Below are 25,580 nucleotides of genomic sequence, written 5' to 3'. Positions count from 1 at the left end.
TCAGCCTGAAAGCGCGGCCAACAACCGCGCTTTCTCTCCCTGGTCGTCGGGTCGTGAAATCACGGCGGCCAGATCCGCAAGCGATGCAATCGAATGACCGGCGCGGAAGCTGTCCACATGCGGCAGCATGGTGGCGACGCCCTTCGCCTTCGGCGCGAACCCGTCCCAGCGCAGCAGCGGGTTCAGCCAGATCAGCCGCCGGGCTGACAAGTGCAGGCGTTCGATCTCTTTTTCCAGCAGATCGGGGTCACCCCGTTCCAGCCCGTCGGTGATCAGTAGCACCACGGCCCCCTGCCCCATCACCCGGCGCGACCAGTCGCGGTTGAACTGGTGCAGGCATTCGCCGATGCGCGTGCCGCCCTCCCAATCCTGCGCCTCGGCCCCGGCGGCGGCCAGCGCGGCATCGACGTCGCGCTGATGCAGGTGCCGCGTGATGTTCGTCAGCCGCGTGCCGAAGGTGAACGCATGCACCTTGGCCCAGCCGGCCCCCTTGGCGTTCGAGACCGTGTGCAGAAAGTGCAGGATGATCCGGCTGTACTGGCTCATCGACCCCGAGATGTCACACAGCGCGATCAAGTTGGGCCAGCGCGGTTTCGGTTTGACCAGTGCGATCTGGTGCATCTCGCCGCCCTGACGCATGGCCGCGCGCAAGGTGCGCGCCCGGTCGATCCGCTGGCCCAGATGGCTGGCCTGACCCCGGCGCGAGGCGATCGGGTCCACAGGCAGTTGCAACCGCGCCAGAATGCGCTTGGCCTGCGCGGTTTCCGCGGTGCTCATCTGTTCGAAATCCAGCGACCGCAGCTGTTCCTCGGACGAAGCGGTCTGCGTGGCGTCAATCTCGATTTCGCTTTCGCCATCTTGCTCGACGCCCTTGGGCTCGTCCCGTTCGACACCATCCAGCAGGGCCTCGGCCGCGCGTTTTTCGCCCGCTTCGGCCATGCGTTCCTCCTGAACTCCGCGAATGGCCGGCAGCATCATCGACATCATGTGCTCAAGATACCGCGGGTCGCGCCAGTACAGGCGGAAGATCTGGGAAAACACGGTGCGATGCTCTGGCCGGTTCACGAAACAGGCGTGCAGGGTCCAATAGAAATCCTGCTTGCGGGTAAAGCCCGCCGCCTGCACCGCTCGGATGGCGTCGACCACGCGGCCGGGGCCGATCGGCAGCCCGGCCTTGCGCAAGGCGCGCGCGAAATGAATGATGTTCTGCGCCAGTTTCGGATCGGTCGGAATTTCCAGCGGAAGCTGTTCGGCCATCCCTAGGCCCCCGGAGTGTTTTGGCGCCGCGACGACATCAGACCGGTTCGAGCGTGGCTTTGGCCTGATCCAGAATGCGCTTGGCCTCGGAGCCCTGTAGTTTCTGGATGTCGTCCTGGTATTTCAGGATCGCGCCCAGCGTGTCGCCGATCACCTCGGGGCTGAGGTTGATCACGTCCAGCGCCAGCAGGCACTTTGCCCAGTCGATGGTTTCGGCCACGCCGGGTTTCTTGAACAGGTCCTCGGTGCGCAGATGCTGGACAAAGGCCACCACTTCACGGCTCAGCGCCTCGGCGGCCTCGGGCGCGCGGGCGTGCAGGATCTCCAGCTCGCGGTCGAAATCGGGGTAGTCGACCCAGTGGTACAGGCAGCGGCGCTTGAGCGCGTCATGTACCTCGCGCGTGCGGTTCGACGTGACGATGACGATGGGCGGTTCGGGCGCCTTGATCGTGCCGATCTCGGGGATTGTCACCTGGAAATCGCTCAGCGCCTCCAGCAGGAAGGCCTCGAACGGTTCGTCGGTGCGGTCCAACTCGTCGATCAGCAGCACCGGCGGGCCAGCCGGGTCGGGCTCCATCGCCTCGAGCAATGGGCGGCGGATCAGATAGTCGCCACTGAACAGTTCCTCCTGCAGACCCTTCCGGTCGGACCCGCCGACCGCCTCGGCGGTGCGGATGGCCACCATCTGCGCGGGAAAGTTCCATTCATAGACGGCCGAGGACGCATCGAGCCCCTCATAGCATTGCAGCCGGATCAGGCGGCGACCCAGTCCAGCGGCCAGGGCCTTGGCGATCTCGGTCTTTCCGACGCCCGCTTCACCTTCCAGAAACAGCGGCCGGCCCAGTCTCAGCGACAGGAACACCACGGTGGCCAGCGCGCGCCCACAGACATAGCCCTGTTCGCCCAGCATCTTCTGAACGGCATCGATGGAATCTGGCTGGCTCATGTTTCTCAATCTCCCTTGGCACAACAGGTCATGGCTGCCGCTGCGCGTCAAGACCGTGATCTTTCCGGGACTTGCGGCAATCTGGTCGCCTGGCAAGGTTTGTTGTCACTTTCCCGTGCGGCCTGCCTGTGCTAGCCCGGCGCCATGACCGATACTCTGACTCTCCGCCGCCCCGATGACTGGCACCTGCATCTGCGCGATGGCGCCATGCTGCAGGCCGTCCTGCCCGAAACCGCCCGCCATTTCGCGCGAGCCATCATCATGCCCAATCTGGTGCCCCCGGTGGTCACCGGCGCTCAGGCCGCGTCCTACCGCGACCGTATCCTGGCCGCCCTGCCCGAAGGCATGAGCTTTGAGCCGTTGATGACCCTGTACCTGACCGAGGATACCGACCCCAACGACATGGCCGCGGCCCATGCAAGCGGTCTGGTCAAGGCGGTCAAGCTGTACCCGGCAGGGGCCACGACCAACTCGGCCTCGGGCGTGCGGGATTTCGACAAGGTGCGCCCCGTGCTGGAACGGATGGCCGAGATCGGCCTGCCGCTCTGCGTGCACGGCGAGGTCACCGATGCCGAGATCGACATCTTCGACCGCGAGGCGGTGTTCATCGACCGCGTTCTGGACCCGATCCGTAAGGGTACACCCGGCCTGCGCGTGGTGATGGAGCATATCACCACCCGTGACGGCGTGGAGTATGTGCGCGCGAACGAAACCGACCTGGGCGCCACGATCACTGCGCATCACCTGATCATCAACCGTAACCACATCCTGGTTGGCGGGATCAAGCCGCACTACTACTGCCTGCCCGTCGCCAAACGCGAAGAGCACCGCAAGGCGCTGGTCGATGCCGCGACTTCGGGCGACGAACGGTTCTTTCTGGGGACTGACAGCGCCCCGCATACGGATGCCAACAAGGAAATGGCCTGCGGCTGCGCGGGATGTTTCACTGCGACCAACACCATGTCACTGGTGGCCGAGGTATTTGACCGCGCGGGTGCGCTGGACAAGCTGGAAGGGTTCACCTCGGTCAACGGGCCCAGGTTCTATCGGCTGCCCGTCAACGATCAGACCATCACCCTGCAGAAGGGCGAACCGGTCAGCTACCCCGACAAGATCGAAACGCAGGACGGCCCGGTCACCGTGTTCGACCCCGGCTTCCCGCTTCACTGGCGCGTGGTCTAATCAACCAGTCGTTTTGCCAGATCCGCTGCGCGCCCGCCGGTGCGCAGCATCGACCAGATCGCATCGGCCTCGTCCGCTCCGATCAGCTTGGCGGCCTTGCCGCGCACGCGATCCTCGCGGTCGGACAAGGCTATCGGTGCGGCCAAATCGTGGGTCGCCTCGCGCCGTACTCCGTCCCGCCGCAGCAGCGCCACGCGGGCCTCGGTCTCGGACAGCGTTTCGTCCGCTTCGACCGTGATCCGGTCGCGCAGCGATTGCAGGCGCGGATCGGCGCAGACCTTGTCCGTGTAGCTTTCAGGCAGGGCCGTTTCGTATCCCAGCGCCTGCATGGCGATCACCGTCCGATAGGAAAACTTGGCGCCCAGCCCGGTGGTCGGAGCGGTCTGATTGCAGACGCTCATCCAACGCGGATGGGTGCGGATCTTGATCTCGGCCACCTCGGGTTCGGCGATGTCCAGATCGCGCGCAGCCTCAAGCGCGGCGTGCAGCCCGTGGCAGCAAGCGTGGAACTTGTGGCTGACGCTTTCGAACCGCCACTCATCCCCAAGCCCCGACAGCGCTGTGGCTGTGTCATCGGCACCGTGATGCGTCGCGCCAAACCCGAACGGCCCGGTCAGGGCATCGGGATTGGGAACGAACCCCCGCTGCACCAGCAGCGCGGCCTCGACCCCGACCGAAGCCGCCTGCCCCGCATTATAGGGCTTGCCCATGGTGCCAAACTGCGCCTTGAGGCCCGCCGCCCGGGTCGCGGTCAGCCCCAGAACCCGGCGCATGGCCGCCGGATCGCATCCCAGCAGGCGGGCGGCCGCCACGGCCGCTCCGAACGCGCCCGCCGTCGCAGTCTGGTGAAACCCGACCTGATAATGCCCCCGCCCCAGCCACAGGCCGACACGGATGGACAGTTCCATCCCCACCAAGGCCGCCTCAAGCAAATCGACGATGGGCTGGTCCTGCCACTCGGCCACGGCCAGCGCGGCCGGAAACACCGCCACCGAGGGGTGGCCGATATGGGCGAAATGCGTGTCGTCATAATCCAGCGCATGCGACACCGTGCCGTTGACCAATGCCGCCGCACGCATCGGCGCGGCCCCGCCGCCGAACAGGGTGGCCTGTCCGGCCCCGGCTTCGTCCAGCACCATCCCTCGCAGGATGTGAGAGACCGGTTCGTTGCCCCCTGCGCGCCCGACCGCCAGCCAATCCAGCGCGGACAGAGACGTCACGATCCGTGCCTGCGCCGTTGTCTTGACCGGCCCTGCGGCCAATTCGGAAAGAGTGCGTGTGAAATCAGTCATGCGGCGCAGTCTAACGTGCGCCCGCGCCGGGTAAACCCTCAGCCGTAGAGGCTGGCCGCGCGCTGCTCGAAAGCGCGCACGATCCGGTGCATCGCCTCGTTAAAGACCACGCCGATGATGCCCTGCAACACGGCGTTCTTGAACTCGAAATCCACGTGGAAGGACACGTTGCAGCCGCCCTCGGGGGCGTCCTCGAAATGCCAGTCCGATTTCATGTATTTGAACGGGCCGTCCAGGTATTCGGTGTCGATCTTCTTCTGCTCGGGGTACAGCGTCACCCGGCTGCCGAACCGTTCGCGGAACACCTTGAACGAGATCACCAGATCGGCCTCCATCACCTGCGCCTCGCCCGCCGCATAGGTCCGCCGGATCCGCGCGGCCGCGCACCAAGGCAGAAACTCGGGGTATTTCGCCACTTCCGCAACCAGATCATACATCTGCTGCGCGCTGTATGGGAGGTGGCGGGTTTCCGAATGAGTGGGCATGGCAACCTGGGCATTTGAAACGTGACAATGGCGCGTCATGTCGTATGTTGCGCGCCAAAGATCAAGGGGGCAGCCATGAGCCAGCGCGCATATGTGATAGATGAGATGATCTCGGCCAAGGCCATCGCGGCGCGGATCGAGGAATTGTGCCGCGAAATCACCCGCGAATTCGGCGATACCGACAAGCTGGTGGTCGTAGGCCTGCTGCGCGGCAGCTTCGTCTTCATTGCCGATCTGGTGCGCGAACTGGACCTTCCGATCGAGGTCGATTTCCTCGAGGCGTCCTCGTATGGCGATTCAATGGAAAGCAGCCGGGAAGTTCGCATTCTCAAGGACTTGCGCGGCGCAATTGAAGGGCGCGACGTACTGGTGGTCGAAGATATCGTCGACACGGGGCACACGCTGAACCACGTCACCAACCTGCTGCGCAGCCGCCAGCCGAAACGGCTCAAGTCGATTGCCTTGCTGGACAAACCCAGCCGCCGCGAGGTTGATTTCCGCGCCGATTGGATCGGCTTTGAAATCCCGGACGAATTCGTCGTGGGCTATGGCATCGACTATGCCCAACGCAACCGCAACCTGCCCTTCATCGGCAAGGTCCGCTTTACCGAAGACTGATCCCGCCGCGGATTCGAGGCCCCATGATCCTGCGCCACCTTCTGCGAATGTCCCGATCGGCGCGCAATCCGCCCTCGGACCAGCGGGTCAAGCTGGTGCTGGGCCTGATCGTGCTGTGCCTGGTGATTGCCGGCGTTGAATACATGGGCTGGTGGCCCGAATGGGCAACCAGCCAGCCGCGCAAGCTCAGGCCGTGACCGGCGCGTCCAGAACCTGACGGATTGCCGCCAGAAATATACCCGCGCCGACAGGGATCAGCGCATCGGGGAAGTCATAGTCGGGGTTGTGAAGTTGCGGATGGTCAACCCCGGCCCCCAGCCAGAACATGGCGGTTTTCGACCCCTTGGCGAATTGCCCGAAATCCTCCGAGAACCGTTGCGGCACGGTGGTCAGGCGCGGTTGCACCCCGGCCTGCGCGCAGGCATGAGCCAGGATCTGCACGGCCTCCGGGTCATTGACGCAGGCGTCGAAAACGTCGTCATAGGTGATCTCGACACCCAGAACCTCGTCGGCGGCGGCATTGCGGACCAGCGCCTCGGCCTGATCGACCAGTTGTCCCATACGCGCGTCCGAGACGGTGCGCAGCGTGACCCATATCTCGGCCTCGCCGGGCGCCACCCCGAATGTCGGGGCCCCCAGTTGGGCGTGGGTGACGGTGGTCAGTGCGTAATCCTCGGTCAGCTCTCCGCCCGGCCCCAAGGCGGTCAGGGCCGGCATCAACTGCGCCATGGCCGAGGCCGGCGACAGGCCGTCCTGCGGAGCCGCCGCGTGCGAGGTCTTGCCCGTCAGCCGCACCCGCATCCCGCGCGAGGCGCAATTGGCCGGGCCAGAGCACAGCTCGACCGCTCCCAGGTCCAGCCCCGGCAGGTTATGCAGGGAGAACAGGAAATCCGGCTGCATTTCAGCGTATTGCGGATCGTTCCGAAAGTCGCGTGCGCCCTGCCCAGTCTCTTCGGCGGGCTGGAAGATCAGCACGACCCGACCGCGTGACACGGGCGTTTGCGCCAATTCCTGCGCCACGCCCAACACCATCGTCATATGGCCGTCATGTCCGCACAGATGACCCTTGCCCGGAACCTGCGAGTACCAGGGTTTGCCCGGCATCTCCAAAATCGGCAGCGCGTCCAGTTCGCAGCGAATGCCCACGGTGGGCCCCGGCTGGCCCGTGTCGAACACGGCCGCGACCCCGTACCCACCGATCCCGGTCAGAACCCGGCCGGTCACACCGCGCAATTGCTCGGCTATGAATGCCGCTGTTTCAGCCTCTTCACCCGAGACCTCGGGCCGCTGGTGCAAAGCGTGGCGCAACGCAGTCAGTTGCGCGAGCCGTTCGGGCGTCACGCCTGCCCCAGCTTTTTCTGTCGTGCCGCCCGCAGACGCGCGAAATCATCGCCCGCATGGTACGACGACCGGGTCAGCGGCGTGGCCGAGACCATCAGGAACCCCTTGCCATAGGCGGCTTTTTCATAGGCCGCGAACTCTTCGGGCGTGACAAAGCGGTCCACGCGGTGGTGTTTCGGCGTGGGCTGCAGATACTGGCCGATGGTCAGGAAATCGATATCGGCGGCGCGCATGTCGTCCATGACCTGGCGCACCTGCTGTTCGTCCTCGCCCAGACCAACCATGATGCCCGACTTGGTGAAGATCGACGGGTCCAGTTCCTTGACCCTCTGCAACAGACGCAGCGAATGGAAATAGCGCGCGCCCGGGCGCACTTCGGGGTACAGGCCCGGCACGGTTTCAAGGTTGTGGTTGAACACGTCCGGCTTGGCCGCGACCACGGTTTCCAGAACCGACGGATCGCATTTCAGGAAATCCGGGGTCAGAATCTCGATCGTGGTCTTGGGCGACCGGTGACGCACTGCGCGGATGGTCTGAGCGAAATGCTCGGCCCCGCCATCGGCAAGGTCGTCGCGGTCGACCGAGGTGATCACGACGTGGTTCAGGCCCAGCTTTTCCACCGCATGGGCCACCCGGCCCGGTTCGAACGCGTCCAGCGCATCGGGGCGACCGGTGGCGATGTTGCAGAAGGTGCAGCCGCGGGTGCAGATCTCGCCCATGATCATCATGGTCGCGTGGCCCTGGCTCCAGCATTCGCCCACATTCGGGCAGCCGGCCTCTTCGCAGACGGTGACCAGGTTGTTGTCGCGCATGATCCGGCGCGTGTCGGCATAGCCCTTGCCGCCGGGCGCTTTCACCCGAATCCAGTTGGGCTTTTTCGGCTGCGCATTGTCGGGCTTATGCGCCTTTTCCGGGTGACGTTGTTCAGGGATTTTCAGATCGCGCACGGGGCCGGTTTCCTGACTTTGGGTCAATTTGGTTGGTGCATAACATAAACCGGTCGGATGTATTACGCCAGCCGTGCATAGCAGCCATGCGTCAGCGTTTTGCAGATGCAGAATAGAAGCGCGATTTCTTGGGAGGTCAACGCAAATTTCGACATGATTTCCGGAGACAAGAGGATATTCGCAAACGCAGCACATCCCGTGTTGAAGCCGGTTTGGAATCGTTTTAACCCACGGGCCGAACAAATGTGAATCACAGGAGATGCCCCATGAAAACCGGTGCCAAGTTGCCCGACGTGACATTCCACACCCGCGTGCGCGACGACTCGATCGAAGGGCCCAACCCGTTCCGCTGGGAAGACAAGACCACGGCAGACTACTTCGCAGGCAAGCGGGTCATCTTGTTCTCGCTGCCCGGTGCGTTCACGCCCACCTGCTCGACCTACCAGCTGCCGGGGTTCGAGAACAACTACGAGGCGTTCAAGGCCAAGGGCATCGACGAGATCTACTGCATGTCGGTCAATGACAGCTTTGTCATGAACAAATGGGCGCAGGATCAGGGGCTGAAGAACGTCAAGGTCATTCCTGACGGGTCGGGCGAGTTCACCCGCAAGATGGGCATGCTGGTCGATAAGGCCAATCTGGGCTTTGGCATGCGCTCGTGGCGTTATGCCGCCATCATCAAGGACGGTGTGGTCGAGGCGTGGTTCGAAGAGCCCGGCTTGATGGACAACTGCCCCGAGGACCCCTATGGCGTTTCGTCGCCCGAAAACCTGATGAAGCACTTGGAAGAAGCGCAACAGCCCGAAATGGCCTGAGCCGTCAACCCGCCTCCACTCGAAGGGCTCGCCGCGCGCGGGCCCTTTTCAGTTCCGGGTTTCCGACACGATGCTTTCACCGACCTGCCGGATCACCTGGGCGAGTTGATCGAACCACACAGCCCCATCCGACGAGTCGCGCCGCACAAGGCCGATCTGCCGCGCGGGCTCCGGGGCGCCGAACCGCAGCAGTTTCAGCCCCGGCACGGCATCGGCCTCGGAACGCGCCGCCAATTCCGGAATCAAGGTCAGGCCGAACCCCTCCGCCACCAACCGCGACAGCGTGGCCAAAGACGACGCGCCCATGTTGATATGGGCGCTGGTCCGGTCCTGCCCGCACACCTCAAGTGCCTGATCCGTCAGGCAGTGCCCGTCTTCCAGCAGCATCAGTTGGGCCGCGTTCAGGTCGATCGGGCGCAGAGCGTCGGGGCTGACGGTCAGGCTGTTCAGGCGCGTCTCGCTGCCAGCCAGCAGAAAACGATCCTCAAACAGAGGTACCTCGTCCAGGCCGCGCGCGCCCACCGGCAGGGCCAGCACGGCGGCGTCGATCTCGCCCGCTTTCAGCATCGACAGCAACCGCTCGGTGCGTGCCTCGCGTACCTGTACGCGCAGGGACACATCCGCCGACCGCAGACCAGCCAAGACACCCGGCAGCAGATACGGTGCGACGGTCGGGATCAAACCGACCGACAGACTGCGATGCCCGGTGGAGTTGTCACGCGCGAACCGATCCAACCGCTCGGCCGCGCCCAAAATGCGCCGTGCGTGCTCAAGCGCATCGCGCCCCAATGGTGTCAGCAGAACATCACGGGCGCGCCTTTCAAACAGCGGCCCGTCCATGATGTCTTCCAAAGCCCGGATCTGCACCGATAGTGCCGGTTGAGACACATGACACACCTGAGCGGCCCGGCCAAAGTTGCGCTGCTCGGCCACGGCGCGAAAGTATTGCAGCTGTCTGAGGGTAAAATTCATAACCCCTGATTATCACCTGCTGCGTTTTCCGCAACTCCGGCCAATCGAAACAAAGGTATATCAGCCGATCAATCTGTCACACTCTGCTTGCTTCTCGTAATGGCGCTTGAGGCGCTGCAACGCAATGCGCAGCACGATCTTCCCGGAACGTGCTGACCAGCCCATCCGTTTCTCGGCCAGTTCCAGGCCTTCCAGATAGCAACAACACCGCAGCGCAACGTCGCTCAAACCCGGACCCAGATCCGACAAGGCCCGAGCCACGCGATCACGCGCCTCGGACGACCCGCGCCCAACCAGTGCATCGCCTTCGAAACCCGCACGACCGCCAGCGGTAAGGAACCGGTCCCAGTTCTGCGTGACCCGCGGTCCGATCTGGGCCAGCTCGAAATCCTCGCGCAGTCGCTCTCCGGCGCGCACGAGGCTTTCGTCCAGAAACGGCTTTCCATCCCGGTCGCGTCGGCGCGACAATGCAATCAGCGGGCTCTCCGCTGCGCAATAACGGATGCGCCGTGGACGCTTCTCGTCGGCTTGACTGCGCGTTTTGAACTTCGCCGGTGCCTCGGCCATGCCATATTCTGTCTGTGTCCGCGCGCGGTTTTCGGCATCGGCAATCAACTGGCTTAATGCGGTTCGGCCCATTTGCGTGATCCGGTAACGCGACACACGCCCCGCATTGTCACAAACGATCCAGTCCTTCAGAGCCAGAGCCTGAGCGGTCTTGCAATCAACAACGGCGGTCCGAGTTGTACCGCCCTCGCCGCTGTCGCGGACAACGACCGCCTTTTCCATGTCCTCGGCCACGGCCAGAACCGCACCCGTTTCGCAAAGGCGCCGCAGCACCCGCAAGGCCTCGCGCTCGAACGCCTCGTCTTCGGCATTGGGAATGCGATGAGGATCATCGCCGACGCTAAACAAGGGACCAGAGGCGACTTCATTCCCTGCACCGGGAAAGTGTGTTTCGGCAAGTGACTGCAGTGCTGCATCCACCAAGGGATCGTCGCGGCGCATTTCGATCCTTCGAATCTGTCGCAGAATGGTTGACGCGTGACACCCTGCCGACCGCGCCAGATCCCGGATCGACCGTCCCGCCTCGGTATGAGCCAGGTATCGCTGTGCCCCTTCGGGAACCCAAGCTGGAACGGTGAATGCGGTGCTGTTTTCCATCGTTATTCGCCCTCGTCGACAATCAAACTGCCACTGTCCGCCGTCGGATAAAGTGTTAACCAAATCTACCTAGAGTTGCTTTCGTTACTCGTTCGTTAACCTCCAACGGCTCTGACCAGAATTGATTCAAAAAGATAAACAGTCGTGAAACCATCGTTCGGCGCGAGCCCGATCACGGCAACACCCGCTTAGGTTGTGCAAAATTGCTGCAGGCAAAATTGAACAGAGGAACGCCGAAATGCAGGACCTGACGACTATGATCACCGCCCTCCGCCGCCCGCGACTGCTGTCTCGGGCAGCCAAGGTCGGAGCACAGGAATACGACCGTGACCGCCACTTGCAGCGCCTGTTTGGCTATGGCGCGCTACCGGGAACCGGAGCGGCCTTGATGCGACTGTTGGAGATGGAGCGGAGCGTCGACGACCAACGACGCTCGGGCAACGCCGCGTATTCGCTGGTGCGCCACCTGGACCTACTGATCGCTCTGATTGGTGAGGCGCGACTGCATCAAGCCAGCCGCGCCCCGGAACTGCATGTCGTCAAGTGAAGGCGTCGGGCATGGACGCTTTCTTTTCCTCGACATAGGCGGTTAGCGCCGCCAGTTTTTCCGGGTCGAGTTGCGGTTGCTGGTAGTTGGCCAGCAGGTGCTCGACCCGGGCCGAGGCCAGCATGCGTGTGTCCCGTGCACCCTCTTCTTCCCATGTTTCAAAGGGCTTGTAGTCCAGCAGGTCGGTTTTCCAGAAGGCGCTTTGGAAATTGGCCTGGGTGTGCGCACAACCAAGATAGTGGCCACCCGGCCCCACCTCACGAATCGCGTCCATGGCCTGCGCGTTTTCATCATAGGCCACCCCTTTGGCCAACGCATGAAGCGCTCCCAATTGATCGGCGTCCATGACGAATTTTTCAAAATCCGCAACCAGACCGCCTTCGAGCCAGCCACAGGCGTGCAGCATGAAGTTGACGCCTGACAGCAGACCCATGTTCAGCGAGTTCGCAGTCTCGTAAGCCGCCTGCGCGTCCGGAAGCTTGGATCCGCAGAACGACCCGGCCGAGCGGTATGGAACACCCAAACGGCGCGCCAACTGACCGGCGCCATAGGTGATGTGCGCGGCTTCGGGCGTGCCAAAGGTCGGTGCACCAGAGTTCATGTCGATCGACGACACGAATGCGCCGAAAATGGCCGGTGCACCCGGGCGGATGATCTGGCTGTAGGCGATGCCGGCCAGCACCTCGGCCAGCACCTGCGTCAGAGTACCAGCAACCGAAACCGGAGCCATCGCACCGCCCACGATGAAGGGCGAGATGATGCAGGCCTGGTTGTTGCGCGCATAGACTTCCAGCGACCCCATCATCACGTCGTCGAAGGTCATCGGCGAGTTGATGTTGGTGAGCGAGGTCATAACGGTGTTTTCCTGAACGAACTCCTTGCCGAACAGGATCTCGCACATCTCGACCGAATCCTGCGCCCGGCTGGGATCGGTCACCGAACCCATGAAGGGTTTGTCAGACAGCGTCATATGCGCCATCAGCATGTCCAGATGACGTTTGTTCACCGGAACGTCTGTGGGTTCGCAAACCGTGCCACCCGAGTGGTGCAGCCACTTGGACATGTAGGCCAGTTTCACGAATTTGTTGAAATCGTCCATCGTGGCATAGCGGCGACCACCCTGCGCGTCCCGCACGAAAGGCGGTCCGTAGACCGGCGCCAGCACAAGGTTGCGCCCGCCGATTACCACCGATTTTTCGGGGTTGCGCGCGTGCTGCGTGAACTCCTTGGGCGCGGTCTTGATCAGTTCGCGGGCCAGACCTCGCGGAATGCGAACGCGCTCACCATCGATGTCGGCCCCGGCATCGCGCCAGCGTTCCAGCGCCGCGGGGTTGTCGACGAAATTGACGCCGACTTCCTCCAGCACGGTTTCCGCATTGGCCTCGATGATCTCCAACGCTTCGTCATTGAGGATCTCGAAGTTCGGAATGTTGCGTTCGATATACTTCGCCGTTTCGATCCGAACCGCGGTACGCTCGGCCCGGCGGGCGGCGCCTCCGCCACCACGCGCTCTGCGTCGGGTGCTTGCCTCTGTCATGAGATGATCCCGTGTGAAAGTTTAGATTGGATTGCTTGTTACAAGATGCCGCGACTTCACCAGATGTGGATTCCGGCGCAATAGGGGGAAAAGCGACATATTCCGCGCTGTCCAGCACCAGCAACAGGCCTTACGGGGCGTCAGTTTGGCTTGCTGAAATAAACCTTGTTCCCCTCGTGCTCGGTCTCCTGCCACCCAAGATGGCGGTACATCGCGCGGGTGCCCGTCATCAGGCGGTGGGTTGTCAGGCGCATGTTCCGAACTCCGTTTTCGCGAGCCTCTGTCGCGACGAAATCGAGCAGCCGACGAGCAATGCCCCGCCCTTGCGCATCCGGTGAAACGGCCAGATTGAAGATCATCGCGGTTTCTCTTTCGAAACCAAAAACCACGACACCCTGCAGGGATGTTTCATCCACGGCCACAACGACGTTCCGGTCGCGAATGTCCTCCTCGACCCCCTCGGTCACATCCGGCAGGTCGGGAATGGACTGGCGCGCTGCGGCATAGGCCGCTTCGATACATCGGCGGATGGGCTCCGCATCGGTTGCCACAGCCCTTCTGAGCGAAATTCCGGTCATTCAATGCGCTCCGCGTCACTCTTTCCCGCCAAATGACGTCAAGGCGCTTGCACATGCAAGGCTTCCGACCTAAAGGCCGGGTATGACCGAGACATCCCATGACCGCCTTCTGATCATCGACTTCGGCAGCCAGGTAACGCAGCTGATCGCCCGCCGCCTGCGCGAGTTGAACGTCTATTGCGAAATCCACCCCTACCAGAACGTCACGATGGATTTCGTGCGGGACATGGCCCCGCGCGCCATCATCTTTTCCGGCGGGCCGGACAGCGTGACCCGCGAGGGATCACCGCGCGTCCCGCAAGAGATATTCGAGTATGGCGTTCCGATCCTGGGCATCTGCTACGGCCAGCAGGTCATGATGCACCAGCTGGGCGGCAAGGTCGAAAGCGGCCACGGCACCGCCGAGTTCGGGCGGGCTTTCGTGACGCCGCGCGGCAAGCTCGACCTGCTCGAGGGCTGGTTCACCGATGGCGACGAACAGGTCTGGATGAGCCACGGTGATCATGTGAGCCAAATCGCACCGGGGTTCGAGGTGTTCGGCACCTCGCCCAACGCGCCTTTCGCGATCACCGCCGATACCAGCCGTCATTTCTATGCCGTTCAGTTCCACCCCGAGGTGCACCACACCCCCAAGGGCGCAAAACTGTACGAGAATTTCGTGAAACTGGCCGGGTTCAAGGGCGACTGGACCATGGGCGCCTATCGCGACGAGATGATCCGCAAGATCCGCGAACAGGTCGGCGACAAGAGGGTGATCTGCGGCCTGTCGGGCGGTGTCGACAGCTCGGTCGCCGCGATCCTGATCCACGAGGCGATCGGCGACCAGCTGACCTGCGTCTTCGTCGATCACGGCCTGCTGCGCAAGAACGAGGCGCAGGAAGTCGTCTCGATGTTCCGCGACAACTACAACATCCAACTGATCCACGCGGATGAAAGCGAGTTGTTCCTGGGAGAGCTCGACGGCGTTTCGGACCCCGAGACCAAGCGCAAGATCATCGGCAAGCTGTTCATCGACGTGTTCCAGAAACACGCCGACACGATCGAGGGTGCCGAGTTCCTGGCCCAAGGCACGCTCTACCCCGATGTCATTGAATCAGTGTCGTTTTCCGGCGGCCCGTCAGTCACGATCAAATCGCATCACAACGTCGGCGGCCTGCCCGAGAAGATGGGCCTGAAACTGGTCGAGCCGCTGCGCGAACTGTTCAAGGACGAGGTGCGCGCGCTGGGCCGTGAACTGGGCCTGCCGCCCAGCTTCATCGGCCGCCACCCCTTCCCCGGACCGGGCCTGGCGATCCGCTGCCCGGGCGAGATCACCCGCGAAAAGCTGGAGATCCTGCGCGAGGCCGACGCGATATATATCGACCAGATCCGCAAGCACGGCCTGTACGACGAGATCTGGCAGGCCTTCGTCGCGATCCTTCCGGTGCGCACAGTCGGCGTGATGGGCGACGGGCGCACCTATGACTATGCCTGCGCCTTGCGGGCGGTGACCTCGGTTGATGGAATGACGGCCGATTACTACCCGTTCACCCACGAATTCCTGGGCGAAACCGCCACCCGGATCATCAACGAGGTCAAGGGCATCAACCGTTGCACCTATGACATCACCTCCAAGCCTCCGGGCACGATCGAATGGGAATGACACCAAAAGCCGGGCGCTGACCCGGCTTTTTTGTTGTTGTGAACCGGCGTCGGTTTTGGTTCGGTGGCCAAACGCACGCTCAGCCCAAGGATCGAAACATGCGCGATAGCAAATCGATTATTGCCAAAACCGCGCTGTGGATGACCGGGGCGATCGCTTCGTTCTCGTCAATGGCCGTTGCCGGGCGCGAGCTTAGCCTGACGCACGACACGTTTGAAATCATGATGTACCGCAGCATTGTCGGCGTCATCGTCGTTTCGGCCGTTTTGACGGCAACCGGCAAATGGCACCAGGTATCGACACAACGTCTGGGTCTGCACGCGGTTCGAAACTCGTTGCATTTTGCGGGCCAAAACCTGTGGTTCTACGCTGTCAGCGTCATCCCGCTGGCGCAGGTTTTTGCGTTGGAATTTACGCAACCGATATGGGTCGTACTCCTGTCTCCGCTTCTGCTGGGCGAACGCCTGACACCCACGCGGGTCATGTCGGCAATCATAGGTTTCGCAGGCATATTGATCGTCGCCCGACCCGGAGCCACACCGCTCACGCCCGGTGTTCTTGCAGCGGCCTCCTCGGCTGTTTTCTTCGCGCTTACAACGATTTCGACGAAGAAACTAACAGGGTTCGCCAGCATCGGATGCATCGTTTTCTGGCTGACTACGATGCAGGCCGCAATGGGTCTTGCTGTTGCCGGAGCGGACGGGCAGATCGTCCTGCCAACCGCTCAAAGCGCGCCCCTGTTGTTGCTGGTCGGGCTGGCCGGCCTGCTGGCCCATTTCTGCATTACTAATGCGCTTGCCATTGCTCCGGCCACGGTCGTTATTCCCTTTGATTTCGCGCGCCTGCCGACCATCGCCATCGTTGGGATGCTGCTCTATCACGAACCCTTGGATCAGTGGACCATGCTGGGCGCCGTCGTGATTTTCTCGGGCATTTTCCTGAATGTCTGGTCCGAAGGCCGCGCGGGATCGGGCACTCTGGCAAAAACCACACACAAAAACTGACGTTCGGTCACTGGCAGAAACTAACGTATGGTCAGTGGTTGACGTTTTTTTAAACTCCCCGTGAATAATGGTCACAGAAATCACCGCCACTGACACTCACAAGACAATACTGTGGCGCCGGATAGTGAAATGGGAGGAATACATGAAGAAAGCGCTGTTACAGGCGTGCGTGCTCTGTGCAGGGGCGACCGCCGCTCATGCCGGCGGTATCGACCGTAGTGGGCAAGGCATCAACATTATCTTTGAGGAAGGTTCCGTCGTACAGTTTCGCCTGGGCTACACCAACCCAAGCGTAAGCGGCACGATGCTGGGCGTTGACTCGGGCAACGTCGCAAACGACTTCTTCTCGCCTCATCTCGCGTACAAGCACGCCTTCACCGACCAACTCGACTTTGCGCTGATCTATGACGAACCGTTCGGTGCCGATATCGCCTACGGTTCGAACTACCCGCTCTCGCAGAACCCGATCCCGGGCGGTCGCACTGACGTTCTGCGCGCGAAAGCCGACACAGAGGCAATTACTGCCTTGTTGCGCTACAAGTTCGACGGCGGCTTCAGCGCCATCGGTGGTCTGCGTATTCAGCGGCTCAGCGCTGACGTTGCCGTGCCGGCGGCGGCTGGTTACGAGGTGAATGCCGACAAGGATACCGCGCTGGGTTACGTCGTAGGTGTGGCTTGGGAAAAGCCCGAGATCGCAGCGCGCGTGGCGCTGACCTACAACTCGAAGATCTCGCATGACTTGTCGCAAACCGAGTCGCTAAACCCTCCCCCCCCGGCCCCTGGAGGTTTTGTTGCGACGTTCGACACTTCCAGCGAGGTTGTTTCTCCGCAATCGGTGAATCTGGACTTCCAGACCGGCGTTGCGCCCAAGACACTGCTGTTCGGATCGATCCGCTGGGTTGACTGGCCGCAAACGGTTTACGATCCCCCGAACTATCCGCCGACCAGCGCGCTGGTGGACTATGACGATCCGACCTGGACCTATTCGCTGGGTCTTGGCTACCAGTTCTCCGAACAGTTCTCGGGCGCAGTGACCCTTGGCTATGAATCGGCAACCAATGAGCCCGTTTCCAACCTGGGTCCGACCGACGGGTTCTGGAGCATCGGCCTTGGCGGCACCTACTCGATGGAACGCGCCAAGATTTCGGGCGGCGTTCGCTATACCGATCTGGGCGACGCAACCGCTGACGGTGCGGGCCCCGGGGCGCGGGCGAACTTCTCCGGAAACAGCGCGTGGAGCGTTGGTATTCAGGTGACCTACGCCCTGAACTAAGGGATACGCTCATACAGAATTGGAAAACCCCGCCCTTGTGGCGGGGTTTTTCGCATGATCCGGGTCGCTTACCGAATTGCCGAATGCAAGTATTCCGCGTGAGGCAAACAGAAACATGCAAGAAATAGCCATGACGCAACAAAAATCCCTCTCCGCCCTTGCTTGGTTCGAGCTCATTCTTCTTGGACTGATCTGGGGCGCGTCCTTCCTGGCGATCCGCGTCGCACTGGACACGATACCTGTGATGACGGCCGTCTTTCATCGCGTTTTCTGGGCCGCGCTTGCACTTTGGGCCGTCGTTCTCCTCCGCCGAGAAACAATACCGAGGGACCCGCGTATTTGGGGTGCTTTTCTGGTCATGGGTCTGCTGAACAACGTATTGCCCTTCTCGCTGATGGCCTGGGGCCAATTGTATGTCGACACCGGTCTGACCTCGATCTTGAACGCTGCCACGGCAATCTTCGGTGTTCTGGTTGCTGCTGCGTTCTTTCCCGACGAGCGACTGACCAAACGTCGAGCCGTGGGTGTTGCGCTTGGCTTTGGCGGAGTTTCCACCGCAATCGGATTGCACAATTTCCTTGGGTTCAGCCTGCAAAGCGCTGCTCAGCTGGCCATTCTGGCGGGGACCATATCCTATGCGCTGGCGGCTGTCTGGGCCCGTTTGCGCTTGTCAGGCCTGGCGCCGCAGGTTGCGGCGGCGGGAATGCTGAGCGGGTCAACCATCGTCATGCTGCCGGTAATGCTGGTCGTCGACGGTGCGCCATCGTTCGACCTGCCAACGACAACGTGGATCGCCGTAGCCTATTACGCTCTCGTCGCTACGGCTGGTGCCTACTTGCTGTACTACAGGGTTCTGGCCGCCGCCGGCAGCGGCAACCTGCTGCTGGTCACCCTGATCATCCCTCCGGTCGCCATTCTGCTCGGCGCCTATGTCCGGCACGAAACCCTTGCCCCGAATGCCTTCATCGGCTTTGCAATCCTTGCATTGGGGCTATTGATCCTAAGCCGATCCCGCGGCCGAGATTGACGCCATCGCCGGGCCGATTTAGCTAGGACAAAACAAGGGACGGTTGCACATGATCTACAGCTCGGCGAAGGACTGGCGCGACACGGCGCGCAAAAAGGTGCTGTTTTTCGGCATGTCCGGCTTGGGCAAGACATACGTGTCGAACATCCTTCGCGACTCGGGCGACTGGTTCCACTACTCGATCGATTATCGAATTGGCACGCGTTACATGGGTGAATACATCACCGACAACGCCAAGGCTGAGGCCATGAAAGTTCCCTTTCTGCGGGACCTGCTGCTCTCTGACTCGATCTATATCGGATCCAACATTTCGTTCGAAAACCTGACGCCGGTCGCCGCCTATCTGGGCAAGCCCGGAAACCCGGCCCTGGGTGGGCTGGCGATGCCGGAATATCGGCGTAGACAAGAGCAGTTCCGGCAGGCCGAAATCCACGCTCTGCTGGACACCGAATATTTCATTGACCGCGCTCAACGTCTGTACGGATACCCGCATTTCATCTGTGACACCGGCGGGTCAATCTGCGAATGGGTGGACCCTGACAATCCTTCCGACCACGTCCTGTCGGAACTGTCGCGCCAGACCCTGATGGTCTGGATCAAGGGCGACGACGATCATACCGCCGAACTGATCCGGCGGTTCGACAAGGCCCCCAAACCGATGTCGTATCAGGCCGATTTCCTGACGCGCGCCTGGCAGGAATACCTTGATCAGCACGGCTGCGCCGAGGCAGAGGTGAATCCCGACGACTTCATCCGCTGGACCTATGCCCGCGCTCTTGCCCACCGACAGCCCAGATACCAATCTATGGCTGAGAATTGGGGGGTCACTGTTACCGCCGACGCAATCGGAAAGGTGCGGGATGCGCGTGATTTCGATGAGTTGATCGAGAGCACACTTGAGACCCGCGCCGCGGCGTCCTAACTAGAACGCTTCAGAAGAAACTGGAAAAACCCGCCTCATGCCTATCAAGATTCCGTCCGACCTCCCGGCCTTTGACGTTCTGACGAAAGAGGGCGTCATGGTCATGGCCGAGGATCAGGCCGCACGGCAGGACATCCGGCCCCTGAAGATCGGGTTGCTGAACCTGATGCCGAAGAAAATCCAGACCGAAAACCAGTTTGCCCGATTGATCGGCGCGACGCCTCTGCAGATCGAGTTGTCCCTGATCCGCATGACCGAGCATCAGACCAAAAACACCGCGGCCGAACACATGGAGGAGTTCTACCGCCCCTTTCAGGACGTGAAGGACCAGAAATTTGACGGCCTGATCATCACCGGCGCCCCCATCGAGCATCTGGAGTTTCAGGACGTCACCTATTGGGACGAACTGACCGAGGTTTTCGAATGGACCCGAACCAATGTGCATTCGACCTTCGGCGTGTGCTGGGGTGGTATGGCGATGATCTATCACTTTCATGGCGTCAAAAAATATATGTTGGACGCCAAGGCGTTTGGGTGTTTCCGGCATCGGAACCTGTCACCGGCCTCGCCTTTCCTGCGAGGCTTCTCGGATGACTGCGTGATCCCGGTCAGTCGCTGGACCGAAGTCCGTCAGGATGAAATCGACGCTGCCGAAGGGCTTGTGACCCTTCTGGGCAGCGACGAGGTCGGTCCGTGTCTTGTTGAAGATCGGCAGAACCGGGCGCTGTATATCTTCAATCACTTCGAATACGACAGTGACACGCTGAAACAGGAATACGACCGGGACGTGGCCAACGGCACTCCGATCAATGTGCCTATCAACTATTATCCCGACGATGACCCGTCTCGCACGCCTCAGAACCGGTGGCGCAGCCATGCGCATCTGTTGTATGGGAACTGGATCAACGAGATCTACCAGACCACTCCTTTCGACATGACGAAAATTGGTCATTAAGTCGTTGATATACTTGGGCCTGTTTGCGGCCCTTTTTGCGGCTTTGACGGCTTGGCTTGCCGCACGCCATGAGGCACGGGCCGAGGCCGCGTTTCCGCCAGAGGGTCAGGTATTGGATGTCGACGGCGTTACTGTACATGCCGTCGTGATGGGCGAAGGCCCAGATGTCGTCCTGATCCACGGGTCCAGCGGCAATACCCGGGACATGACGTTTGCTCTGGCGCCGTTGCTGGCAAAATCCTTTCGGGTCATTGTATTCGACCGGCCGGGGCTGGGCTATTCTCAGAGCTTCTCGGCGGATGGCGAAACCATCGTTGAGCAGGCGGAAATCCTGCAGAAAGCTGCCGCGATGCTGGGGGCCGACAAACCCATCGTCGCCGGCCAAAGCTATGGCGGGTCGGTATCACTGGCCTGGGCTGTGACGCGCCCTGACAACATCTCGGCTCTGGTCCTGATCGCCCCGGCCGCGGTGCCATGGGAAACTCCGCTCGATTCCTTCAACCGCATTGCCTCGACCGCCTGGGGAAATGCTCTCGTCCTGCCGTTGATCACCGCCTACGTTCCGGACTGGTACGTCAACAAGGCCCTGGATACGGTCTTTGCCCCCCAGACCGCACCCGAAGGCTATGCCGAGCATTTTGGCCCGGCCCTGACGCTCCGCCGGTCGTCGATGCATGCCAACGCAAAACAACGGGCCAACCTCCTGGACGAAGTTGCCAAACTGCAACCGCGCTACCCTGAGATATCGGTGCCCACCGAAATCGTGCATGGTACGGCAGATACGACAGTTGGTCTGGGCTGGCATTCCGAACGGCTGATCGAACAAATCCCCGGCGCTGAGCTGATTGAACTTGAAGGCATGGGGCACATGCCGCAGGTGGTGGACGCTCCGGAAGTTGCTGCTGCGGTCGAACGTGCCGCGGAACGAGCGGGTTTGCGTTAACCCCGCCCGTAATCCATAGTAGAAACTGGATTTTATGGCGAGGCAACTCATGACCCGTGCAGCGGACCGAGCAATCAACAGCTACTTTCGGAACGACGCTCCCGAGAGCGTGCGAAAGGCCATCGAGGACGCTGAAAAAGGCGACATCCTGAACCCCAGCTACCCATATCAGGAGAGGATGAAGCGCAAGGACTATGACAAGCAGATGGAGGCCCTGCAGATCGAACTGGTCAAGATGCAGGCATGCGTCAAGGAAACCGGGCAACGCATCGCGATCGTGTTCGAGGGTCGGGATGCAGCGGGCAAAGGCGGTACGATCAAGCGGTTCCGGGAAAACCTGAACCCGCGTGGCGCCCGCAATGTCGCCCTCAGCAAGCCCTCCGACGCCGAGCGCAGCCAATGGTATTTCCAGCGGTACATCCAGCACCTGCCATCAGCCGGCGAGATCGTTTTCTTCGATCGCAGCTGGTACAACCGGGGGGTCGTCGAAAACGTCTTTGGATTTTGCACCGCAGACCAGCGGGAACGCTTCTTCAGGCAGGTCATGCCACTGGAGAACGGGCTTGTGCATGACGGCATTCACCTGTTCAAATTCTGGCTCAACGTCGGGCGCGCGGAACAGCTCAGCCGGTTTCTCGCGCGCGAGAATGATCCGCTGAAACAATGGAAACTGAGCCCTATCGACATCGCCGGTCTGGGCAAATGGGATGAATACACGCAGTCGATTTCCGAAACTCTGACACGCTCCCATTCCGATCTGTGCCCTTGGACGATCATCCGTTCGGACGACAAGAAGCGCGCCCGGCTTGCGGCAATCCGGGCGGTATTGTCGACCTTGGACTATGACGAAAAGGACGCCGAAGCCGTTGGAGAGCCCGACCCGATGATTTGTGGCGGACCGGAAATCTGGGATGCGTAGTCTAGTGCGCCTTTGGTCAAGCAGTGGCCCCTCCGATCATGCCCCAGGGATTGGACCTGCTGCGCCGCGTGCATTATGTCTGGTTGGTAAAAGAGCACGCAAACACAGGCAGGTGCCGGCGGAATGACCAAACGCGGCTATCACCATGGAAATCTGAAACAGGCGCTGATCGACGCCGCCCTCTCGCTTATCGAAGAAAAAGGTCCGACCGGCTTTACCCTGTCTGAGGCCGCAAAACGGGCCGGTGTCACCCCAGCCGCGGTTTACCGGCACTATCAGGGTCGCGAGGATCTGATCGCCGAGGCGGCCCGTCAGGGGTTCGAGATGTTCGCAGACCTCATGCAGTATGCCTATGACAAGGGGCAGCCCTCGGCGCTGGCTGCTTTCGAAGCGACTGGGCGCGCATATCTGGCGTTTGCGCGCAAGCACCCCGGCCACTACATCTCGATGTTCGAAAGCGGAATCTCGGTCAACCGGACGCCCGAGCTGGCGCTGGCCGCCAACCGGGCAAAGGAGGTGCTGGAAATGGCTGCGGCCGATCTTTCAGAACACATCCCGCCTGAAAAGCGACCACCGGCGTCTATGTTCAGCGCGCATATCTGGGCGATGAGCCATGGTGTCGTCGAGCTTTATGCCCGCAATGCGGGGGCCAGTTCGCCCTTCCCGCCCGAAGACCTGCTGGAATCCGGGATAGGCATTTACCTCAGAGGGTTGGGGCTGGTGCCGCCCGACGAATGATCGTCAAAACATCCGGCTGGCATGCGGTGCGTTCAGCCGTGAGGTGACATTGATCAGATCCATCATGCCCATCCCCTTGATGTCGACCGGACCCAGGTCCGAGACCTGAAATTCATCGATCAGGGCGTATTTCATCTCTTCCGGGGCAACGATGTTCATGGGGTTTGCAAAGACCTGCAACCGCGATGCGATATTCACGGCCGGTCCGAAAACGTCATAGACGTATTTCTGGATCCCTACCACGGACCCAACGGCGGGCCCCATGCCAAGCCCGATCCTGGCCTGCCATTTGTGCGGATGACTTTCGTTGCGCCGTTCCAGATACCGCAGAAATCGGACCGCACAATGTGCAACCGCCGTGGCGTGGTCAGGCGTGGCGTCGGGCATGCCTGACACCGCAAGATAAGCGTCCCCGATCGTCTTGATCCGTTCACACCCGAACTGTTCGACGATCCGGTCGAAGGCGGTGAAGATGTCATTCAACTCACTGAGGGTGACCGTAGGGTCTGTTTTTGCCGCAAAATCCGTAAAGCCGACGAAATCCAGCATGACCACGGAAACCTGATCATACAGCTGAGGCGTCACTACGCCGAAGGTTTTGAACTCTTCATAGACCGCACGCGGCATCAGGTTCAGCAAAAGCCGTTCGACCCGTTCCTTTTCTCTTTCCAACTCGCGGGTGTTGCGCTCGACCATGGTCGAATAGCTGTCGATCATGCTTTCCAGCTCACGAATTTTCGTTATGTTCTGACATTCGACAACCAGAACCTGCTCATCCATCCCGTTGGCCAAGGAAATCGTCACCGCGAAGATCAGCGTGCGGCGTTTCGGCTTCATCTGCAGCTCGACCGAGTATCGCAGGCCCGATTGCTTGACGTCATCCAGTTCGCGCTGGTCGAGATCCGGCAATATATCCAAAAGTGTCTGGCCGGGCTCGGGTTTGCCGAACCATTCGGCAAATGGACCATTGTGGAACACGAAGGTCAGGTCCGAGGCCCGCAATACCGCTACACCGACCCCGATGGCACGCAGCAGATGCTCGTTGATGGCCAGGATGCTCATGCCGCATCCCGGGCAACGATGATCGGCCTTTTGCCTTCGATCGCAGCCAGCGCGACCTGCACGTCATCTTCGGTCATTCCATGAATTGAAAGCGCTTCACCGAACAGCGTAGCCATCTCGTCGAAATCATCGTGGCTGATGTTGAGGTGGCGATGCACGGCCTCGATCCGATCATCGCTGAAAGACGCGGGACCCCCCACCAGAGACGAAACGAACTTGGTTTGGTGATCGATCAACCGTGGCATGTCGATATCTTCGAAGTAGCCTCCGATCTCATCCGATTCCAATGCCATTTCGTAAAATGTCATCACGATCCGGCTGATGGTTTTGAACCCGCCGTATTTCTCGTAAATCGTTTGACCCACACCAAAACCCCAAAAAATCGCGCAATAACACTGCGAGATTATATCAAATCGAGAGTTTTGTTAACGTTTATGCAATTTGCGATCGGCGCGGATGATTGGAACCGCTCGGTTTTTCACCACTGGCACAAAGACTTCAGGACCAAGGGCGCACGATCAGATCGTCGGCACAGGGAATGAAGTCCACCATGCCGCCGCGCTGGACAAGCCGCGCCTGACCGCCCAGCTTCCATTTCAGTTTTCGGCCGGCCGACTGAAGCTCGCGCCGCAGCCGATACCACGTGGGGCCCTTGTCCAATCCGCTGTTTGTGGCTGCGTTTTGGGTTCGTTCGCTGCTTTTGACCGGTTCGTCGATCTGCTCCTGCCGTCCCGACCAGATCATCTGGACACCAACGGCCGGAAAGCACTGAAACATGTTCCAATCCCTGCGCGGCAAGGACAGAAAGTCATCGAGATGGTCAGAATATCTCTGCGACCAGGCCAACAATTTGCGGCAGCCCGCCTGTGACAGAACATAGGCCGCCGCACTTGGCGCCATTTCCAGCATTGGGCGCACGCGGACATTTCCGATCCCGGTCTCCGGCCCAAAGCGCAGTGACCGGGGCGAGTAATCCAATTTGACGCAATCATAGGCTTCCGCGTGGTTCAGCACTTCGGTGATGACCCGGCCAGCGTCAAAGGACATTTCCACATCATCCTCAAAGACGACAGCGGCTGGAAGGTTCCGATCGGCGATCCGTTGCCAAACCGATCTATGGCTTTCGAAACAGGCGATTTCGCTGGTCGTCAAACCCCAGCGCGTTCCCGTTCCCGCGACATATCCGTTTTGCTCCAACGCGCCTGGCTGACTGGCATCCGTGGCGCTGATCCTATGTGCACCCACAAGGCCCGCCTTTAGAAACTGCGCTTCCATGAACGCTCGGCGCTCGGGCACACGGTCCAGATTGATGTAATAGACGCTGTCGCCTGCCATCTGCTGGGTTATCTGCACCGGAAGTCCTTTCGCATCGCGCGCCGCTTTATTGGCCATATCCTCAGTTGGGACTGGAAGT

The 25,580-nt window shown here is 61.1% G+C and carries 27 protein-coding genes; 14 read left to right on the top strand and 13 right to left on the bottom strand.

Annotation, left to right across the window (positions count from 1 at the left end; translation table 11 throughout):
• Both ACR0IR_RS04830 and ACR0IR_RS04825 read right to left on the bottom strand, forming a co-directional pair.
• Complete coding sequence (locus ACR0IR_RS04830) at positions 1 to 1,257, bottom strand: vWA domain-containing protein (RefSeq protein WP_170363576.1); 1,257 nt, start codon at positions 1,255 to 1,257, stop codon at positions 1 to 3.
• 37 nt (positions 1,258 to 1,294) lie between these two features.
• Positions 1,295 to 2,203 (bottom strand): AAA family ATPase, encoded by a 909-nt coding sequence (locus ACR0IR_RS04825; protein ID WP_170363577.1) that lies wholly within the window; start codon positions 2,201 to 2,203, stop codon positions 1,295 to 1,297.
• A 144-nt stretch (positions 2,204 to 2,347) separates the two neighbouring features.
• On the opposite strand from ACR0IR_RS04825, the gene pyrC reads away from it, so the two are divergent.
• Positions 2,348 to 3,385, top strand: coding sequence for a dihydroorotase (gene pyrC / locus ACR0IR_RS04820; protein WP_170363578.1), 1,038 nt, complete (start codon positions 2,348 to 2,350; stop codon positions 3,383 to 3,385).
• On the opposite strand, the gene ACR0IR_RS04815 is transcribed toward pyrC, so the two are convergent.
• Both ACR0IR_RS04815 and ACR0IR_RS04810 read right to left on the bottom strand, forming a co-directional pair.
• Complete coding sequence (locus ACR0IR_RS04815) at positions 3,382 to 4,677, bottom strand: MmgE/PrpD family protein (RefSeq protein WP_170363579.1); 1,296 nt, start codon at positions 4,675 to 4,677, stop codon at positions 3,382 to 3,384. The two genes, pyrC and ACR0IR_RS04815, sit on opposite strands and share 4 nt — an antisense overlap.
• Positions 4,678 to 4,715: 38 nt before the next feature.
• On the bottom strand, positions 4,716 to 5,162 hold the full coding sequence (locus ACR0IR_RS04810) for a type II toxin-antitoxin system RatA family toxin (protein ID WP_480778982.1): 447 nt from the start codon (positions 5,160 to 5,162) through the stop codon (positions 4,716 to 4,718).
• A gap of 75 nt (positions 5,163 to 5,237) precedes the next feature.
• Here ACR0IR_RS04810 and hpt point away from each other — a divergent pair, with 75 nt between their 5' ends.
• Together hpt and ACR0IR_RS04800 are read left to right on the top strand one after the other, a co-directional pair.
• The gene (hpt, locus tag ACR0IR_RS04805) at positions 5,238 to 5,780 is read left to right on the top strand and encodes a hypoxanthine phosphoribosyltransferase (RefSeq protein WP_005983543.1); all 543 of its coding nucleotides are present in this window, start codon (positions 5,238 to 5,240) and stop codon (positions 5,778 to 5,780) included.
• Positions 5,781 to 5,803: 23 nt separating this feature from the next.
• Positions 5,804 to 5,977, top strand: a complete 174-nt coding sequence (locus tag ACR0IR_RS04800) for a hypothetical protein (RefSeq protein ID WP_170357639.1) — start codon at positions 5,804 to 5,806, stop codon at positions 5,975 to 5,977.
• Here the strand turns inward: ACR0IR_RS04800 and ACR0IR_RS04795 are convergent.
• Complete coding sequence (locus ACR0IR_RS04795; RefSeq protein ID WP_170363581.1) at positions 5,967 to 7,121, bottom strand: amidohydrolase; 1,155 nt, start codon at positions 7,119 to 7,121, stop codon at positions 5,967 to 5,969. The two genes, ACR0IR_RS04800 and ACR0IR_RS04795, sit on opposite strands and share 11 nt — an antisense overlap.
• Positions 7,118 to 8,068: a lipoyl synthase gene (gene lipA / locus ACR0IR_RS04790; RefSeq protein WP_170363582.1), complete on the bottom strand. Its 951-nt coding sequence runs from the start codon at positions 8,066 to 8,068 to the stop codon at positions 7,118 to 7,120. The genes ACR0IR_RS04795 and lipA overlap by 4 nt, the downstream gene beginning before the upstream one ends.
• Before the next feature lie 266 nt (positions 8,069 to 8,334).
• Between lipA and ACR0IR_RS04785 the strand changes: the two genes are divergently transcribed.
• Positions 8,335 to 8,883 (top strand): peroxiredoxin, encoded by a 549-nt coding sequence (locus tag ACR0IR_RS04785; protein WP_170363583.1) that lies wholly within the window; start codon positions 8,335 to 8,337, stop codon positions 8,881 to 8,883.
• A 48-nt stretch (positions 8,884 to 8,931) separates the two neighbouring features.
• Here the strand turns inward: ACR0IR_RS04785 and ACR0IR_RS04780 are convergent, their stop codons facing one another.
• Entirely contained in the window at positions 8,932 to 9,855 is a 924-nt protein-coding gene (locus ACR0IR_RS04780; RefSeq protein WP_170363584.1) for a LysR substrate-binding domain-containing protein, read from the bottom strand.
• A gap of 60 nt (positions 9,856 to 9,915) precedes the next feature.
• Positions 9,916 to 11,019, bottom strand: a complete 1,104-nt coding sequence (locus ACR0IR_RS04775; RefSeq protein WP_170363585.1) for a DUF6456 domain-containing protein — start codon at positions 11,017 to 11,019, stop codon at positions 9,916 to 9,918.
• A 238-nt stretch (positions 11,020 to 11,257) separates the two neighbouring features.
• Between ACR0IR_RS04775 and ACR0IR_RS04770 the strand changes: the two genes are divergently transcribed.
• Positions 11,258 to 11,566 (top strand): DUF6477 family protein, encoded by a 309-nt coding sequence (locus ACR0IR_RS04770; protein ID WP_170363586.1) that lies wholly within the window; start codon positions 11,258 to 11,260, stop codon positions 11,564 to 11,566.
• Here the strand turns inward: ACR0IR_RS04770 and ACR0IR_RS04765 are convergent.
• Complete coding sequence (locus ACR0IR_RS04765; protein WP_170357634.1) at positions 11,559 to 13,103, bottom strand: trimethylamine methyltransferase family protein; 1,545 nt, start codon at positions 13,101 to 13,103, stop codon at positions 11,559 to 11,561. The genes ACR0IR_RS04770 and ACR0IR_RS04765 overlap by 8 nt on opposite strands.
• Before the next feature lie 140 nt (positions 13,104 to 13,243).
• Complete coding sequence (locus ACR0IR_RS04760; RefSeq protein WP_170363587.1) at positions 13,244 to 13,681, bottom strand: GNAT family N-acetyltransferase; 438 nt, start codon at positions 13,679 to 13,681, stop codon at positions 13,244 to 13,246.
• A gap of 82 nt (positions 13,682 to 13,763) precedes the next feature.
• On the opposite strand from ACR0IR_RS04760, the gene guaA reads away from it, so the two are divergent.
• The 9 genes from guaA (at position 13,764) to ACR0IR_RS04715 (ending at position 23,104) form a co-directional block, all read left to right on the top strand.
• The gene (gene guaA / locus ACR0IR_RS04755; protein ID WP_170363588.1) at positions 13,764 to 15,323 is read left to right on the top strand and encodes a glutamine-hydrolyzing GMP synthase; all 1,560 of its coding nucleotides are present in this window, start codon (positions 13,764 to 13,766) and stop codon (positions 15,321 to 15,323) included.
• 98 nt (positions 15,324 to 15,421) lie between these two features.
• Entirely contained in the window at positions 15,422 to 16,327 is a 906-nt protein-coding gene (locus tag ACR0IR_RS04750) for a DMT family transporter (protein ID WP_170363589.1), read from the top strand.
• A 142-nt stretch (positions 16,328 to 16,469) separates the two neighbouring features.
• A complete protein-coding gene (locus tag ACR0IR_RS04745; RefSeq protein ID WP_170363590.1) occupies positions 16,470 to 17,600 on the top strand; it encodes an OmpP1/FadL family transporter in 1,131 nt (376 codons plus the stop codon).
• Between the two features lie 130 nt (positions 17,601 to 17,730).
• Positions 17,731 to 18,627, top strand: a complete 897-nt coding sequence (locus ACR0IR_RS04740; RefSeq protein ID WP_480778981.1) for a DMT family transporter — start codon at positions 17,731 to 17,733, stop codon at positions 18,625 to 18,627.
• A 49-nt stretch (positions 18,628 to 18,676) separates the two neighbouring features.
• Positions 18,677 to 19,549 (top strand): ATPase, encoded by an 873-nt coding sequence (locus tag ACR0IR_RS04735; protein WP_170363592.1) that lies wholly within the window; start codon positions 18,677 to 18,679, stop codon positions 19,547 to 19,549.
• 37 nt (positions 19,550 to 19,586) lie between these two features.
• Complete coding sequence (gene metA, locus ACR0IR_RS04730) at positions 19,587 to 20,504, top strand: homoserine O-acetyltransferase MetA (protein ID WP_093961900.1); 918 nt, start codon at positions 19,587 to 19,589, stop codon at positions 20,502 to 20,504.
• Between the two features lie 13 nt (positions 20,505 to 20,517).
• Positions 20,518 to 21,447 carry an alpha/beta fold hydrolase gene (locus tag ACR0IR_RS04725; RefSeq protein WP_254441543.1) on the top strand — a complete coding sequence of 310 codons (930 nt, stop codon included), beginning with the start codon at positions 20,518 to 20,520 and terminating at the stop codon, positions 21,445 to 21,447.
• 49 nt (positions 21,448 to 21,496) lie between these two features.
• Positions 21,497 to 22,366 (top strand): polyphosphate kinase 2, encoded by an 870-nt coding sequence (gene ppk2, locus ACR0IR_RS04720; RefSeq protein ID WP_170363594.1) that lies wholly within the window; start codon positions 21,497 to 21,499, stop codon positions 22,364 to 22,366.
• 123 nt (positions 22,367 to 22,489) lie between these two features.
• Positions 22,490 to 23,104 carry a TetR/AcrR family transcriptional regulator gene (locus ACR0IR_RS04715; RefSeq protein ID WP_093961897.1) on the top strand — a complete coding sequence of 205 codons (615 nt, stop codon included), beginning with the start codon at positions 22,490 to 22,492 and terminating at the stop codon, positions 23,102 to 23,104.
• Between the two features lie 3 nt (positions 23,105 to 23,107).
• Here the strand turns inward: ACR0IR_RS04715 and ACR0IR_RS04710 are convergent, their stop codons facing one another.
• The 3 genes from ACR0IR_RS04710 to ACR0IR_RS04700 form a co-directional block, all read right to left on the bottom strand.
• The gene (locus tag ACR0IR_RS04710; RefSeq protein WP_170363595.1) at positions 23,108 to 24,166 is read right to left on the bottom strand and encodes an adenylate/guanylate cyclase domain-containing protein; all 1,059 of its coding nucleotides are present in this window, start codon (positions 24,164 to 24,166) and stop codon (positions 23,108 to 23,110) included.
• The gene (locus ACR0IR_RS04705) at positions 24,163 to 24,531 is read right to left on the bottom strand and encodes a group I truncated hemoglobin (protein ID WP_170363596.1); all 369 of its coding nucleotides are present in this window, start codon (positions 24,529 to 24,531) and stop codon (positions 24,163 to 24,165) included. The genes ACR0IR_RS04710 and ACR0IR_RS04705 overlap by 4 nt, the downstream gene beginning before the upstream one ends.
• 133 nt (positions 24,532 to 24,664) lie before the next feature.
• The gene (locus tag ACR0IR_RS04700; protein ID WP_217357079.1) at positions 24,665 to 25,519 is read right to left on the bottom strand and encodes a glycosyltransferase family 25 protein; all 855 of its coding nucleotides are present in this window, start codon (positions 25,517 to 25,519) and stop codon (positions 24,665 to 24,667) included.
• Positions 25,520 to 25,580 lie beyond the last annotated feature (61 nt).

It is taken from the genome of Ruegeria sp. CF2 (assembly GCF_056537385.1).
The sequence above is the reverse complement of the archived record's forward strand: the minus strand, read 5'-3'. Positions and strand labels throughout refer to the sequence as shown.